This window comes from Streptomyces sp. CNH287, assembly GCF_000424825.1.
In genome coordinates, this window is record NZ_AUKQ01000017.1 from 78,408 (window position 1) to 92,957 (window position 14,550).

The 14,550-nt window shown below is 71.8% G+C and carries 14 protein-coding genes and 1 pseudogene; 11 read left to right on the forward strand and 4 right to left on the reverse strand.

Going from position 1 to position 14,550, the window contains the following annotated elements:
• Positions 1-23: 23 nt before the first annotated feature.
• Positions 24-443, reverse strand: a complete 420-nt coding sequence (locus H299_RS0118455) for a PLD nuclease N-terminal domain-containing protein (protein WP_027749600.1) — start codon at positions 441-443, stop codon at positions 24-26.
• Positions 444-561: 118 nt separating this feature from the next.
• On the opposite strand from H299_RS0118455, the gene H299_RS0118460 reads away from it, so the two are divergent.
• Positions 562-2,013: a menaquinone biosynthesis decarboxylase gene (locus H299_RS0118460; RefSeq protein ID WP_027749601.1), complete on the forward strand. Its 1,452-nt coding sequence runs from the start codon at positions 562-564 to the stop codon at positions 2,011-2,013.
• A complete protein-coding gene (gene mqnP, locus H299_RS0118465; protein WP_027749602.1) occupies positions 2,010-2,930 on the forward strand; it encodes a menaquinone biosynthesis prenyltransferase MqnP in 921 nt (306 codons plus the stop codon). The genes H299_RS0118460 and mqnP overlap by 4 nt, the downstream gene beginning before the upstream one ends.
• Before the next feature lie 65 nt (positions 2,931-2,995).
• Here the strand turns inward: mqnP and H299_RS0118470 are convergent, their stop codons facing one another.
• On the reverse strand, positions 2,996-3,592 hold the full coding sequence (locus tag H299_RS0118470) for a rhomboid family intramembrane serine protease (protein ID WP_027749603.1): 597 nt from the start codon (positions 3,590-3,592) through the stop codon (positions 2,996-2,998).
• A gap of 172 nt (positions 3,593-3,764) precedes the next feature.
• Entirely contained in the window at positions 3,765-4,898 is a 1,134-nt protein-coding gene (locus tag H299_RS37650) for a hypothetical protein (protein ID WP_158692352.1), read from the reverse strand.
• Between the two features lie 43 nt (positions 4,899-4,941).
• Here H299_RS37650 and H299_RS0118480 point away from each other — a divergent pair, with 43 nt between their 5' ends.
• From H299_RS0118480 to H299_RS0118520, 9 genes and pseudogenes are all read left to right on the forward strand, one after another.
• Positions 4,942-5,598, forward strand: coding sequence for a UbiX family flavin prenyltransferase (locus tag H299_RS0118480; protein WP_027749605.1), 657 nt, complete (start codon positions 4,942-4,944; stop codon positions 5,596-5,598).
• 106 nt (positions 5,599-5,704) lie between these two features.
• The gene (locus H299_RS0118485; protein ID WP_027749606.1) at positions 5,705-6,160 is read left to right on the forward strand and encodes an Lrp/AsnC family transcriptional regulator; all 456 of its coding nucleotides are present in this window, start codon (positions 5,705-5,707) and stop codon (positions 6,158-6,160) included.
• 127 nt (positions 6,161-6,287) lie between these two features.
• Positions 6,288-7,454 carry an aminofutalosine synthase MqnE gene (gene mqnE / locus H299_RS0118490; protein WP_027749607.1) on the forward strand — a complete coding sequence of 389 codons (1,167 nt, stop codon included), beginning with the start codon at positions 6,288-6,290 and terminating at the stop codon, positions 7,452-7,454.
• 4 nt (positions 7,455-7,458) lie between these two features.
• Positions 7,459-7,998 carry a GNAT family N-acetyltransferase gene (locus tag H299_RS0118495; protein WP_078512852.1) on the forward strand — a complete coding sequence of 180 codons (540 nt, stop codon included), beginning with the start codon at positions 7,459-7,461 and terminating at the stop codon, positions 7,996-7,998.
• A gap of 64 nt (positions 7,999-8,062) precedes the next feature.
• Entirely contained in the window at positions 8,063-8,458 is a 396-nt protein-coding gene (locus H299_RS34920) for a DUF4229 domain-containing protein (protein WP_051262609.1), read from the forward strand.
• A 474-nt stretch (positions 8,459-8,932) separates the two neighbouring features.
• Positions 8,933-10,312, forward strand: coding sequence for a dicarboxylate/amino acid:cation symporter (locus H299_RS0118505; protein ID WP_027749609.1), 1,380 nt, complete (start codon positions 8,933-8,935; stop codon positions 10,310-10,312).
• A 159-nt stretch (positions 10,313-10,471) separates the two neighbouring features.
• Positions 10,472-10,570, forward strand: a pseudogene (locus H299_RS40510) (TetR family transcriptional regulator); the annotation flags it as partial.
• A gap of 327 nt (positions 10,571-10,897) precedes the next feature.
• A complete protein-coding gene (locus tag H299_RS0118515) occupies positions 10,898-12,202 on the forward strand; it encodes an acetyl-CoA C-acetyltransferase (protein ID WP_051262611.1) in 1,305 nt (434 codons plus the stop codon).
• Between the two features lie 74 nt (positions 12,203-12,276).
• A complete protein-coding gene (locus tag H299_RS0118520; protein WP_027749612.1) occupies positions 12,277-14,187 on the forward strand; it encodes an AMP-dependent synthetase/ligase in 1,911 nt (636 codons plus the stop codon).
• Between the two features lie 75 nt (positions 14,188-14,262).
• Here the strand turns inward: H299_RS0118520 and H299_RS0118525 are convergent, their stop codons facing one another.
• The gene (locus tag H299_RS0118525; protein WP_027749613.1) at positions 14,263-14,466 is read right to left on the reverse strand and encodes a cold-shock protein; all 204 of its coding nucleotides are present in this window, start codon (positions 14,464-14,466) and stop codon (positions 14,263-14,265) included.
• Positions 14,467-14,550: the final 84 nt, after the last annotated feature.

Below are 14,550 nucleotides of genomic sequence, written 5' to 3' on the forward strand. Positions count from 1 at the left end.
CGGGGCCCGGGGGTGCGGGCGGGTCAGGCCTTGGGCGGGGTGTCCTCGTCCGGGCCGCCGCCGCCCTCCCGGCGGCCGTCCCGCTCCTCGTCCTTGCGCCGGGGCTCGTCCTCCGGCTGCGCTGCCTCGTCCTTCGGCTCCTCGCGTGCCGGCGGCTTCTCCGTCCCCTTGTCGTTGATCGACTTGAGGAAGTCCGGGTTGTCGTCCGGCGCGACCCAGCGGCGCTCCTGCGGCTTGGTGGCGCCGTACGGGGCGTTCCGGCGGGGGCGGCCTACCACGAACCAGGCGATGGGGCCGAGCAGGACCTGCCCGAAGAGCAGGATGATGATCACCCATGCGATCTTGGGCAGCTTGCGGATCTCCTTCTCCGGCGTGTTGAGGCAGTCGATGAAGGCGAAGATCCACACCGCCAGCACCAGTAGGAACGGCAGATACCTGAGCATGCGGGGTGCCCCCTGGGTACGAGCTGAAGCGGTGCGCGTGAACGGCGAGGGCCCTTCGAAGGCCGCCGTACAGGGCCAGCGTAACGGCGGGGGATGGGTATGAATGATACTGGGGCGTATGGCATACGACGATCTCCGCTCGCTGCTGCGGGCGCTGGAGCGCGAAGGTGACCTCAAGCGGATCAAGGCGGAGGTCGATCCGTACCTCGAAGTCGGGGAGATCGTCGACCGGGTGCAGAAGAGCGGTGGCCCGGCCCTCCTCTTCGAGAATCTCAAGGGCACCTCGATGCCGCTGGCGATGAACGTCTACGGCACCGACCGGCGCCTGCTGAAGGCGCTCGGCCTCAGCTCGTACAGCGAGATCAGCGACACCATCGGCGGGCTGGTCAAGCCGGAGCTGCCGCAGGGCTTCGTGGGGCTGCGGGAGGCGTTCGGGAAGCTGGGCGCGATGTCGCACGTGCCGCCGAAGAAGGTGAAGGAAGGCCCCGTCCAGGACGTCGTGCTGCGCGGTGACGAGGTGGACCTCGACGCGCTGCCCGCGCTCTTCACCTGGCCCGAGGACGGCGGCTCCTTCTTCAACCTCGGCCTCACCCACACCAAGCACCCGGAGACCGGGGTGCGCAACCTGGGCCTCTACCGGCTCCAGCGGCACGACAAGCGCACCATCGGGATGCACTGGCAGATCCACAAGGACAGCCGCAACCACTACCAGGTCGCGGCCAAGCGAGGCGAGAAGCTGCCGGTCGCCATCGCGTTCGGCTGCCCGCCCGCGGTGACGTACGCCTCCAGCGCGCCGCTGCCCGCCGACATCGACGAGTACCTCTTCGCGGGCCTGACGCAGGGCAAGCGGGTCGAGATGGTGGACTGCAAGACGGTGCCGCTCCAGGTGCCCGCGCAGGCCGAGGTGGTGCTGGAGGGCTGGCTGGAGCCGGGCGAGATGCTGCCGGAGGGGCCGTTCGGCGACCACACCGGTTTCTACACGCCGCAGGAGGACTTCCCGGCGCTGCGGATCGACTGCGTGACGATGCGCAAGCGGCCGGTGTTCCAGTCGATCGTCGTCGGACGGCCGCCGACGGAGGACGGGCCGCTGGGGCGCGCGACGGAGCGGTTCTTCCTGCCGCTGCTCAAGATCGTCATGCCGGACATCGTGGACTACCACCTGCCGGAGGCGGGCGGGTTCCACAACTGCATGCTCGTCTCGATCAACAAGAAGTACCCGAAGCACGCGCAGAAGGTCATGCACGCCATCTGGGGGGCGCACATGCTCTCGCTGGAGAAGCTGATCGTCGTCGTGGACGCGGACTGCGACGTGCACAACCTGCACGAGGTGGCCTGGCGGGCACTGGGCAACGTCGACTACTCCCGGGACCTGACCGTGGTCGAGGGGCCCGTCGACCACCTCGACCACGCCTCCTACCAGCAGTTCTGGGGCGGCAAGGCGGGAATCGACGCCACCACCAAGTGGCCGGAGGAGGGGTACACCCGGGACGGCGGCTGGCCGCACATGGTGGAGTCCGACCCGGCGATCGCGGCGCGGGTGAGCGAGCGCTGGAAGGAATACGGACTGTGAGCACGGCAGAGGGGGTGGCCGGGCCGGACGCGGCCCGGCCGGGCCCCGGCAGGGTGCGCGCGTTCCTCCGGCTGGTGATGATCGAGCACTCGGTCTTCGCGCTGCCCTTCGCCTACATCGCCTCCCTGACCGCGATGGACCACGAGGACTCCTCCGTCCACTGGGGCGAGCTGTTCGTCGTCACCGTCGCCATGGTCGGGCTGCGCACCTTCGCGATGGCCGCGAACCGGATCATCGACCGGGAGATCGACGCCCGCAACCCGCGCACGGCGGGCCGCGAGCTGGTGACCGGCGCTGTCTCCGTCCGTACGGCGTGGACGGGCGCGCTCGTCTCGCTCGCCGTCTTCCTGGGCGCGTGCGCGCTGCTCAACCCGCTGTGCCTGGCGCTCGCCCCCGTCGCGGTCGTGCCGATGGTGGTCTATCCGTACGGGAAGCGCTTCACGCACTTCCCGCACGCGATCCTCGGCCTCGCGCAGGCGATGGGGCCGATCGGCGCCTGGCTCGCCGTGACCGGCTCGTGGTCCTGGGAGGCCGTGCTGCTCGGGCTGGCGGTCGGCATCTGGATCGGCGGCTTCGACCTCATCTACGCCTGCCAGGACGTCGAGACGGACCGGGCGCAGGGAGTGCGGTCCGTCCCGGCGCGCTTCGGCGTCGCGGGGGCGCTGTACGGGGCGCGTGGTGCGCACGTCGTCACGGCGGCGCTGCTGGTGTGGTTCGGCGCGGAGGCCGGGGCCGGGGCGTTCTACTGGGTGGGGCTGCTGGCGGTCTTCGGGACCTTCGTCTACGAGCACACGATCGTCACGCCGACGGACCTGAGCCGGCTGAACCGGGCGTTCTTCAAGGTCAACGGTGTGATCGGGATCGTCTTCTTCGTCTTCGCGCTGCTCGACCTGGTCGTGCGCGGGCTCAGCTGGTAGCCCGCGCGGCACGCCGGGCCGGGTGGATGCGGGATACGGAAACGGATACGAATGCGGATGCGGGCTCAGTGCCAGCCGGGCTTGGCCGCGCCGACCGCGCTGCGCGTGCTGGAGGTCGCGAAGGCCGCCAGCACGCCGCCTATCAGCCCGAAGAGGTGGCCCTGCCAGGACACGCCCGGCGTCGTCGGCAGTACGCCCCACAGGATCGAGCCGTAGAGCACGGCGACCACACCGCCGAGCGCCACGTCGGTGATCCGGCGGTCCACGAAGCCGCGCACCACCAGGTAGCCGAAGAGGCCGAAGACCAGGCCGGAGGCGCCCGCGGTGTTGCTCTGCTCCGGCGCCGTCACCCACACGCCCAGGCCGCTGACCACGATGATCGTCAGCGCGACCAGCAGGAAGCGGCCCGTGCCGCGCAGCGCGGCCATGAAGCCGAGCACCAGCAGGGGCACGGTGTTGGCCATCAGGTGGTCGAAGCCGAAGTGCATGAAGGACGCGGGCACCACGTCCAGCAGCTCGTCCATGCGGCGCGGCTCGATGCCGAAGGCGTCCAGGGAGTGCCCGGACAGCTCGTCGACCGCCTCCAACACCCACAGGACACCGACCCAGAGCAGGATCAGCTGGGCCGCCGCCTTCACTCTGAAGCTTGATTCACTCGCCACCGTGTCTCACCTCCCCCGGGAGGGCTCTCCGGCTCCCCGGGAGCCGCCGCCTCATGAAGGACAACGCTACCGAGGGTGTCCCGAGTTCCCAAGACCGTCTTCGCGCGGCCGGACCGTCCGCCCGCGCCAGCCGGTCCTCTCGGCTCCCGCCCCGGAGGTCCGCCGGGTGGGCTCAGCGGCCGGAGGCCGCCGCGTCGGCCCGGTAGAGGACCATGGCCAGCAGGTCCTGGGGCTCCAGCTTCTTCGGCTTCGGCTTCTCCGGCGCCTCCGTGGAGAGGGCGTCCCCGCTGCTGAAGCTCAGCCGCAGCGGCAGCTCGCCCGGCCCCTTCGCCCCCGTCAGCCGCCGCAGGTCCACGGTCAGCCCGGCCAGCTCGCCGCGCCGCACCGTCAGCTCGGCGTCGATGTCCCCGGCCGGCAGCCGGGACGGGCGCAGGTCCACGCCCAGCGGCTCCAGCGCCGGTGCCAGCCGTGCCGCGGCCTCGCGTGCGGGCAGTGTGGCGGTCACCCGCTCGATGCCGTCGGCGCCCCCGCCGTCCGGCTCGGCCCGCCGGAAGACGGCGTCCTCGCGGAGCACCTCGCCCAGCGTGTCGAGCAGGTCCCGCTGCGCGTCCGCGTCCAGTGCGGAGGTGGCCTCGCGGGCCCGGTCGCCGCTGCGCGCGTGGCCCGTGAGTTTTTTCACGGCCCAGGCGAAGTCGCCGTAGGCGTGCGGGGATATTCGGACCCATTTCCCCTTCAGCGCCGCCTTCGCCGCCCCGAGCGAGCTGGGCAGATCGTCGGCGAGGCCCCGCAGATCCTTGACGGCGTCGCGGTTCTTCTTGGTGAGGGAGGTCTCACCGGCCAGCTCCCGCAGCAGCACCCGCACGTAGACCTTCTTGCCCACCGCCTTGTACGCGAAGACATCCCGGTCGCCGAAGTTCAGCGCCGCCGCGAGCCGGGTGTCCGAGGCGTCCCGCCGCTCGTTGAGCGGGGTGTCCGCGCCGATCGAGACGGTCAGCTGGGCGCGTGCCACCAGCTGGGAGTCCTTCCTGGTCGGGACGGCGGGGCGGCCCGGCAGCGAGGCGCCGTTCTCCTTGAGGAAGGCGTGCACCTGGCCGGTCGTGCCGTCCAGCTCGGCGACCATCGACGCATCCTCCTTCGCGCCCAGCTGGTCCAGGGCGTCCCGGACCGCCGACTCGGCCGACTTCGTGTCGGCGGGCCCGCAGGCGGTGGTGACGGCGGCGAGCAGCGCGGTACCGGCCAGCGCGGCGGCCGTACGTCTGCGGTATCGGGAAGAGCGGGACGAATGCATCCGCCGATGCAACCGCATGACCCGCCTCCTTGGCCAGTCGCGGGCGTCGTAGGCTCGAGAGGTGAACTCCACCCAGCGCCGTCCGTGGGTCGTCGGCGTCTCCGGCGCCTCGGGGACGCCGTACGCCGCCGCGGTGCTGCGCGCGCTGCTGCACGCCGGGGAGGAGGTGGACCTGGTCGTCAGCCGGGCGGCCCGGCTGACGGTACTGGACGAGACCGGGCACCCCTTCCGGGACGCGCACGCCGCCGCCGACCTGCACCGCTGGCTGGCGCGCGGCGCGGACGGCACCCCGGACGCCTACGACCCGGACGTGAGCGCGGTGCGCCACTGGGCCGCCGGGGACTTCGCCGCCGGGCCGTCCTCCGGCTCGTACCCCACGCGCGGCATGCTCGTCGTCCCGGCGAGCACGGCCTGTGTGGCCGGTGTCGCCCTGGGGCTCTCCAAGGACCTGCTCCAGCGCACCGCCTCGGTCACCCTCAAGGAGCGCCGCCCGCTGCTGGTCGCCGTCCGCGAGACGCCGCTGACCGGGCAGACGCTGCGGCACCTGGTCGCCCTGGACGACGCCGGCGCCGTGGTGCTGCCCACCTCGCCCGCCTTCTACGCGGGGGCGCGGCACATCCAGGAGCTGGTCGACTTCGTGGCCGGACGGGCGCTGGACGCGGTCGGCGTCCCGCACAAGCTGTACCGCCGTTGGGACCCTCGGCAGGCCCTGCCCTAGATTCGTATCCTGCGATTCCAATCCAGCGAATCGCAGAGTTTGCGTGGCACGGAGACTGTGAATCCAAGGGACGGAAAATCCCAGGAGAACGGAAGGCCCGGTAGGCATGGACGCGGTGGACAGACAGCTCATCCAGGCGCTGCGGGAGAACGGCAGGGCGTCGTACGCCGAGCTGGGGCGGCTCGTCGGGCTGTCCGGCCCCAGCGTGACCGACCGCATCAACCGGCTGGAGGCGGCCGGGGTCATCACCGGCTACCGGGCGACGGTGCACTCCCCCTCGCTGGGGCTGGGAGTCACGGCCCTCATCGGCATCCAGCTCTCGGACGCGGTCGACCACGAGGACGTCGCGGGGCGGCTGCGGGAGCTGGCGGAGATCGAGGACTGCTGGTTCATCGCGGGCGACGACTCGTACATGGTGAAGGTCCGGGCGGGTGACGTGGACGACCTGGAGGGCACCATCCAGCGGCTGTCCAGCACGAAGGGGGTGTCCCGGACGCGGACGACCATCGTGCTCTCCACCAAGTGGGAGAACCGGGTCGGCGAGCTGCCGGAGGACGCCTGAGAGCCGCTGCCCGCGGCCTCGGCGGCGGCGTCCGGGTGCGGGCGCGGTTCGCGAAGGGGGGCGTCGGCGGGCAGAGGCGGGCAGAGTACGCTCGAAATCGTTGGAATTGACCGAGGGAGGCGCGTGCATGGACGCTGGACTCAAGCGTGAGCTGGAGGAGAAGGTCCGCTCCGGGCAGCGGCTGACCCGCGAGGACGGCATCGCCCTGTACGCCTCGGACGACCTCGCCTGGCTCGGCGGTCTGGCGCACGAGGTGCGGACGCGGATGAACGGCGACGTCGTCCACTTCAACGTCAACCGCCATCTCAACATGACCAACGTGTGCACGGCGTCCTGTGCCTACTGCTCCTTCCAGCGCAAGCCGGGGGAGAAGGACGCGTACACCATGCGCATCGAGGAAGCGGTGCGGCTGGCGAAGGCGATGGAGGGGGAGAACCTCACCGAGCTGCACATCGTCAACGGCCTGCACCCCACGCTGCCCTGGCGGTACTACCCCCGCTCGCTGAGCGCCCTCAAGGAGGCGCTGCCGGACTCGGTGTCGCTCAAGGCGTTCACGGCGACCGAGATCCACCACTTCGAGACGATCTCCGGGCTGGACGCGAGCGACATCCTGGACGAGCTGATCGACGCCGGGCTGGAGTCGCTGACCGGCGGCGGCGCGGAGATCTTCGACTGGGAGGTCCGGCAGCACATCGTCGACCACGCCACCCACTGGGAGGACTGGTCGCGTATCCACCGCCTCGCGCACCAGAAGGGCCTGAAGACCCCGAGCACGATGCTCTACGGGCACATCGAGGAGCCCCGGCACCGCGTCGACCACGTGCTGCGGCTGCGCGAGCTGCAGGACGAGACCGGCGGCTTCCAGGTCTTCATCCCGCTGCGCTACCAGCACGACTTCGTGGACATGCAGGACGGCAAGGTGCGCAACCGGCTCCAGGCCCGCACGACCATGGCCAGCGGCGCCGAGGCGCTCAAGACGTTCGCCGTCTCCCGGCTGCTCTTCGACAACGTGCCGCACGTCAAGGTCTTCTGGGTGATGCACGGGGTGCAGACCGCACAGCTGGCGCTCCAGCACGGCGCGGACGACATGGACGGCTCGGTCGTCGAGTACAAGATCACGCACGACGCGGACAACTTCGGCACCCCGGACAAGCTCACCCGCGACGACCTGCTCGACCTCATCCGGGACGCGGGCTTCCGCCCGGTCGAGCGCAACACCCGCTACGAGATCCTCCGCGAGTACGACGGCCCCGACCCGGACCGCCGCGAGACCCCGCAGGCCATGCGGGTGTGACGGGATGCACGGGGAAAGCAGGAGTCTTCGCCACGTCCTCACGGACCGGATGGACCAGCCGCTCGCCGACGGCGTCTGCGCCCTGTGGGCGGACGTCGTCAACACGGGCGGCGCCGTAGGGTTCGTGGCCCCGGTGACCACCGAGGACATCCGGGCCGAGCTGCTGAAGTACCTCGGACCGATGGCGGAGGGGCGGGTCCGGCTGCTGGTCGGCTACGACGAGCGGGACGAGGTGGCGGCCACCGCCTTCTTCTCCTTCAACACCCACCGGCTGAAGCGGCACTGGGCGTGGCTCTACACGGTGATGGTCCGCCCCTCCCTCCAGGGCGGCGGCATCGGCCGGGACCTGATGGCCGCCGTCGAGAAGACCGCGCGGGAGATGGACGGCATCGAGGGCATACGGCTCGGGCTGCGCAGCGGCCTGGGCCTGGAGCGGTTCTACGGCGCGTGCGGCTACCAGGAGGTCGGCCGCGTCCCCGACGCGATCAAGGTCGGTGAGGGCAGCTACCGCGACGACGTCACGATGTGGCTGCCCCTGTGGTGACACACCTACGTACCGGGAACGGGCGAGCAGCAGCACACCCAGTGAGGAATGAGGAGTCAAGGCCGTGAGCAGCAGCACAACGCACGCAACGCTCCGCTACACCACCATGCGGCTGGGCATCTTTGTCGGCTGCCTCGTGGTCGTCGCGCTCCTGGCGTACGCCGGGGTGATTCCGGAGGGCATCGGCAAGTCCAACCCCCTGTGGATCTTCCTGCTCGCCCTGGTCGTGTCGGCGCCGCTCAGCTTCGTGCTGCTGCGCCGCCAGCGGGACGCCATGTCGGCCCAGCTGTCCGGCGGCGTGGACCGGGCGAAGAGCAAGCTGGCCGCGAACCGCAGCATGGAGGACGAGGCGGACGCCGACGAGCCGGCGTCGGGCGCGGCGGCGTCGGGTTCCACCGGGTCGGGTTCCAGCGCGTCGGGTTCGGGCGCGTCGGGTTCGGCCGCGGCCGGTTCCGCGTAGCCCCGCCGCCGTCCCGCCCGCGTGAAGCGGGTCACAGGCATCACGTCACCCCGTCGGGAATTCCCTTCTCCCGGCGGGGTGTTGTGCGGTCACGCGGGACGCCTCCCAAAGGAAAGCTTTGGGTGAATCAAAGAGCTGGTGCTAGCGTGGCCTTCATGACGACAGCAGTTTCCTCCGTAGACGCGATGAGCGCCGCGCTCGTCGCGCGGCTGCACGTCGATCTCTGCCGCCGCGTCTCCGCGGCCTGTCCCGGCTGCTGACGCCCCCCGGGTCCGCTCCGGCCTACTGCCGCTCCTGATGTGCCGCGGTTCGCCGGGTTCCGCCGCGCCCGCCCCCGCGGATCTCGCCGCCGTACGTGCCGCCCCCGGGCGCCGCTCTTCCGCGTGCCGCTCTTCCGCGTGCCGCTCCGTGCCCTGCCGCGCGGCTCCGCGTCCTCCACCCCCGTACTTCCGCCTCCCGAGTCCCCATCGGAGTGTGTCCGTGTCCTCCTCTGCCACGCCGCCCGCCGCGCCCGCCGCACCGCGGGCGCGTCCGCGCATACCCAAGGTGCCGTTCTGGGCCCAGATACTGGGTGGTCTCGTGCTGGGCGTGCTGCTCGGCTGGGTCGCCCGCAACTGGGAGATCGACTGGCTCGGCACCACGCTCACCAAGGTCGGCGAAACGTTCATCCAGCTGCTGAAGCTGGCCGTCGCCCCGCTCGTCTTCTTCGCGATCGTCATCTCGATCACCAACCTGCGGAAGGTCTCCAACGCCGCCCGGCTGGCCACCCGCACCCTGCTCTGGTTCATGGCCACTTCGCTGATCGCCGTCGCGATCGGCCTGGCGATCGGCCTCGCCACCAATCCCGGCGCGGGCACCGGGCTCACCCCGGAGGACGGCGCGGAGCCCGAGAGCGCGGGCTCCTGGCTCGACTTCCTGACCGGGATCGTCCCCACGGACGTGATCACGCCCTTCACCGAGCTGAACGTCCTCCAGATCGTCTTCATGGCCGCCGTCGCCGGTGTCGCCGCCCTCAAGCTCGGGCCCAAGGCCGAGCCGCTGCTGACGTTCGGCGAGGCCGTCCTGGCGCTGCTCCAGAAGGCGCTCTGGTGGGTCATCCGGATCTCGCCGCTCGGCTCGCTCGGCCTGATCGGTACCGCGATCAACGACTACGGCTGGAACCTGATCGGCCAGTACGCCACCTTCACCGCCGACATCTACATCGGCTGCGCCCTCGTCCTCTTCGGCGTCTACCCGCTGCTGCTGGCGACCGTCGCCAGGGTCAACCCGGTGCAGTTCTTCCGCGGCGCCTGGCCCGCGATCCAGCTGGCCTTCGTCTCCCGCTCCTCGGTGGGCACCATGCCGCTGACCCAGAAGGTCACCGAGCGCCTCGGTGTGCCCAAGGAGTACGCGAGCTTCGCCGTACCGTTCGGCTCCACCACCAAGATGGACGGCTGCGCCTCGATCTACCCGGCGATCGCCGCGATCTTCGTGGCGCAGATCTTCGGAGTGGAGCTGGGCATCGGTGACTACCTGCTCATCGCCTTCGTCTCGGTCATCGGTTCGGCCGCCACGGCCGGCCTCACCGGCGCCACCGTGATGCTGACGCTGACCCTCTCCACGCTGGGCCTGCCGCTGGCGGGTGTCGGGCTGCTGATGGCCATCGACCCGATCCTGGACATGATGCGGACGGCGACCAACGTCGCCGGTCAGGCGCTGGTCCCGGTGCTTGTCTCGGCCCGGGAGAAGATCCTGGACCGGGACGCGTTCAACAGCGCGCGCAGCTTCAGCCTGGACGAGTTGGAGCGGGACGAGGACGAGGCCCCCGCCCGGCCCGTACCCGCGCAGCGCGAACCGGTCGGCGCGGCGGTCTAGACGCGTCCGTCACCGCCGGTGTGTGACGGCGAACTCCCCTGATCTCGGGCGGGACCAGGGGAGTTCGCCTTTTCCGCGGGAGCGCGGCGCAGCCTGCCCCTGGCAGCGGAGGGGGCGCGGGCGGGCACGCGGGTGCCCCGTGTCGTGCGGGAGCAGCAGATGCTCGACGCAGCGGTGGCGGCGTTCGCGCGGCACGGTTACAGCGCCGCGTCGATGGACGGCATCGCCCAGGCGGCGGGCGTCTCCAAGCCGTTGGTGCGGGAGACGGAAGCGCCTTCGGCGAAGGAGACCGCGGCCACCCTCATGAACTTCTGCTGGGGCGGGCTGGAGAGCCTGCTGGGCGGGGCCCGTTGGACCCCCGCACGCTGAGCGGCAACGCGCCGTGGACTCGCGGAGTACCGCCGCCGGGCGAATACCCTTGGCGTCCACGACGATGGGCGGCGTGGCGGCGTGGCGGCGTGGCGCGGGGGCGGGCCGCGCGGGCGGCCGGGTGCTTCGCCGACCGGGCGCCGTTTCCCGGACGCCCACGCTCGCCTAGATTTACTTCCGAGTAGGGTTACTCACAAGTCAGGAGTTTGGTCGAGGATGATCTCCAGCGGCCTCATGCGTTCCCAGCCCCCGCGCCGTGTCGCGGTCATCGGCGGCAGCCGCGTTCCCTTCGCCCGCGCGGACGGCCCGTACGCCCGCCGCTCGAACCAGGACATGCTCGTCGCGACGCTCGACAGCCTCGCGGAGCGCTACGGGCTGCACGACCCGCGGGCGGTCGGCGAGGTGGCGGCGGGCGCCGTGCTCAAGCACAGCCGGGACTTCAACCTCGCCCGCGAGAGCGTCCTCGGCTCCACGCTCGACCCGCGCACCCCGGCGTACGACATCCAGCAGGCGTGCGGCACCGGGCTCCAGGCCGTGATCTCCGTCGCCAACAAGATCGCACTCGGCCAGCTCGACTCCGGCATCGCGGGCGGCGCCGACACCGCCAGCGACGCGCCGCTGGCCGTCGACGACCGGCTGCGCCGCATCCTGCTCGCCGCCCGCCGGGCCAAGACCCTCAAGGAGCGGGCCAGGGAGCTGGCGCGCATCCGGCCCCGGCACCTGCTCCCGGAGATCCCGCGCAACGCCGAGCCCCGCACCGGCCTGTCCATGGGCGAGCACGCCGCCCGTACGGCCGCGGAATGGGGCATCACCCGGCAGGAGCAGGACGAACTCGCCGCCCTGAGCCACCGCAACCTCGCCACCGCGTACGACAGCGGCTTCCTGCACGACCTGGTCGTCCCCTTCAGCGGCCTCGCCCGCGACCAGAACCTCCGCCCCGGCACCTCCGCCGTCAAGCTCGCCCAGCTCCCGCCCGTCTTCGGCCTGGAGCCCGGAGCGGCCGACGGCGAGCCGACCATGACCGCGGGCAACTCCACCCCGCTCACCGACGGCGCCGCCGCCGTGCTGCTGGCGGACGAGGAGTGGGCCGAGCGGCGCGGCCTGGCCCCGCTCGCCTACCTCACCGCCTACGAGACCGGCGCCGTCGACTTCACCGAGGAGGCGGGCGAAGGGCTGCTGATGGCACCGGCGTTCGCCGTCCCCCGGCTGCTGCGGAGGGTCGGTCTGGGGATGGAGGACTTCGCCCTCGTCGAGATCCACGAGGCGTTCGCCTCCCAGGTGCTGGCGACGCTGGCCGCCTGGGAGAAGCAGGGGCTCGCCCCCGTGGACCGCGCCCGGCTCAACGTCGCCGGCTCCTCGCTGGCCACCGGCCACCCGTTCGCCGCCACCGGCGCCCGTATCGTCGCCACCCTCGCCAAGCTGCTCGCCGAGCGCGAGGACGCCGGGTCCGGTGCCCGCGGCCTCGTCTCGATCTGCGCGTCCGGCGGGCAGGGGGTGACCGCGATCCTCGAACGCGCGTGACCCCTGGGCCCGACGCCGAGCCGGACCCAGGACCCCCGCAAGCCCGGACCCCGTCCCGGACCCAAGGAGCCCTCATGCCGGAGCCGACCGCCCGCCGCCCCGCACCGCCCCCCTCCCTCGTCGAGCCGGCGACGCGGGCGGTGGACGGCACCGTACGGGAGGCGTACGTACCGCCCCTGGTGCCGCCCGCCGCGTCCGGGTCGCTCGCCGACCTCCCCTTCCACAACGCCGCCGACGCCCCCGCCGAGCCCGTCTTCAGCCGCAAGGGGCCCGACGGGCGCTGGCACGACGTCACCACCTCGCAGTTCGCCCACGAGGTGGCCGCCACCGCGAAGGGCCTGATCGCGGCCGGTCTGCGCCCGGGCGACCGGCTGGCCCTGATGGCCCGTACGAGCTACGAGTGGGTGCTGCTCGACTTCGCGGGCTGGGCGGCCGGGCTGGTCACCGTCCCGCTCTACCCGACCTCCTCGGCGGCACAGGCCCGGGACATCCTGCGCGACGCCGAGGTGGTGGCCTGCGCCGTCGACGACGTCGAACTCGCCCGCCTGATCACCGGCGTACGGGGCGCGCTGCCCGCCCTGCAACACCTCTGGCAGCTGGACGCGGGGGCCGTTTCGCAACTCGTCTCGGCGGGGGCGGGCGTCCCGGACGAGGCGGTCGCCCAGCGGCGCGCGCTGCTCGGCCCGCACACCATCGCCACCCTGATCTACACCTCCGGCACCACCGGGCGGCCCAAGGGCTGCGTGCTCACGCACGGCAACTTCTTCGCCGAGGTGGACAACTGCGTGGAGCTGCTGCACCCGGTCTTCCGTTCGGCGAGCGAGGAGCCGGCCGCCACCCTCCTCTTCCTGCCGCTCGCCCACGTGTTCGGCCGGATGGTCGCCGTGGGCTGCGTACGGGCCAGGGTGCGGATGGGCTGCACGCCGACCACGGCCACCGACGCGCTCCTTGACGACCTGGCCTCGTTCCGGCCGACCTTCCTGCTGGCCATCCCGCACGTGCTGGAGAAGATCTACCACTCCGGCCGGGCCACCGCCGAGCAGATGCGCCGCGCCCGCTCCTTCGACCGCGCCGCCCGCGTCGCCGTGCGCTGGAGCGACGCGGCCCTCGACGCCCGGCACCGGGACGGCCGGGGCCCCGGCTGGGGCCTCCGCGCCGCGCACGGCTTCTACGACCCGCTGGTCTACCGCCGGATACGGGCCGCGCTGGGAGGCCGCGTCCAGTACGTCATCTGCGGCGGCTCATCCCTGGAGAAACGTCTCTGCTCCTTCTTCGCGGGAGCGGGCGTCGAGGTCCTTGAGGGCTACGGCCTCACCGAGACCACCGGCGCCGCCACCGTGACCCCGCCGCTGCGGCCCCGGCCGGGTACCGTCGGCCGGCCGGTACCCGGCACCGGCGTCCGTATCGCCGGTGACGGCGAGGTGCTGCTGAGGGGAGGCCAGGTCTTCAGCGGCTACTGGGACGCGTCCCGCCGCGTCGCCGTCCCCGGGACCACCGAGGACGGCTGGTTCGCCACCGGCGACCTGGGCGCGCTGGACGCGGAGGGATACCTGACGATCACCGGCCGCAAGAAGGACCTGATCATCACCTCCGGCGGCAAGAACACCGCCCCGGCGCCCCTGGAGGACTGGCTGCGCGCCCATCCGCTGGTCAGCCAGTGCCTGGTGGTCGGCGACGGCCGCCCCCACCTCGCCGCGCTGCTCACCCTGGACCCGGACGGGCTCGCCCACTGGCAGCGGATGCACCGGAAGGAGGAACGGAGTGCCGCCGGGTTGACCGGGGACGCCGATCTGCTGCGGAACCTCCAGCAGGCCGTGGACGACGCCAACAAGCTGGTGTCGCAGGCCGAGTCCATCCGCCGGTTCGCCGTGCTCCCGGAGGCGTTCACGGAGGAGGGCGGCCACCTGACCCCGTCGCTCAAGCTCCGGCGGAGCGCCATCGTCCGGGACTTCGCCGCGGAGATCGACGCGCTGTACGAGCCCTGAAGCGGGGGGCACGGGCGGGAAAGGCAGGAGCCCCCGCCGGGGCGGGGGCTCCTTGGGTGGTGCGTCAATCAGTGATCAGGCGGGGGTGACGTTCTCCGCCTGCGGGCCCTTCGGGCCCTGGGTCACGTCAAAGTTCACCTGCTGGTTCTCCTCGAGGGAGCGGAAGCCGGTGGCGTTGATCGCGGAGTAGTGGACGAAGACATCGGGGCCGCCGCCGTCCTGGGCGATGAAGCCGAAGCCCTTCTCGGCGTTGAACCACTTGACGGTTCCGGTAGCCATAAGCCCTCCCTGGGCCTAAAAGGGTCGCCCTGCTCCAGAACCTGCAAGAAGTCTGAAAATGACGAGAGCCCGCGGTCACATGCT

Coding starts and splice junctions, on each gene's coding strand:
- mqnE (WP_027749607.1), top strand. CDS start 6,288: ATGGACGCTGGACTCAAGCGTGAGCTGGAGGAGAAGGTCCGCTCCGGG.
- H299_RS0118520 (WP_027749612.1), top strand. CDS start 12,277: ATGCCGGAGCCGACCGCCCGCCGCCCCGCACCGCCCCCCTCCCTCGTC.
- H299_RS0118485 (WP_027749606.1), top strand. CDS start 5,705: ATGGACGCGGTGGACAGACAGCTCATCCAGGCGCTGCGGGAGAACGGC.
- H299_RS0118455 (WP_027749600.1), bottom strand. CDS start 443: ATGCTCAGGTATCTGCCGTTCCTACTGGTGCTGGCGGTGTGGATCTTC.
- H299_RS0118525 (WP_027749613.1), bottom strand. CDS start 14,466: ATGGCTACCGGAACCGTCAAGTGGTTCAACGCCGAGAAGGGCTTCGGC.
- H299_RS0118460 (WP_027749601.1), top strand. CDS start 562: ATGGCATACGACGATCTCCGCTCGCTGCTGCGGGCGCTGGAGCGCGAA.
- H299_RS0118495 (WP_078512852.1), top strand. CDS start 7,459: ATGCACGGGGAAAGCAGGAGTCTTCGCCACGTCCTCACGGACCGGATG.
- H299_RS37650 (WP_158692352.1), bottom strand. CDS start 4,898: ATGCGGTTGCATCGGCGGATGCATTCGTCCCGCTCTTCCCGATACCGC.
- H299_RS0118515 (WP_051262611.1), top strand. CDS start 10,898: ATGATCTCCAGCGGCCTCATGCGTTCCCAGCCCCCGCGCCGTGTCGCG.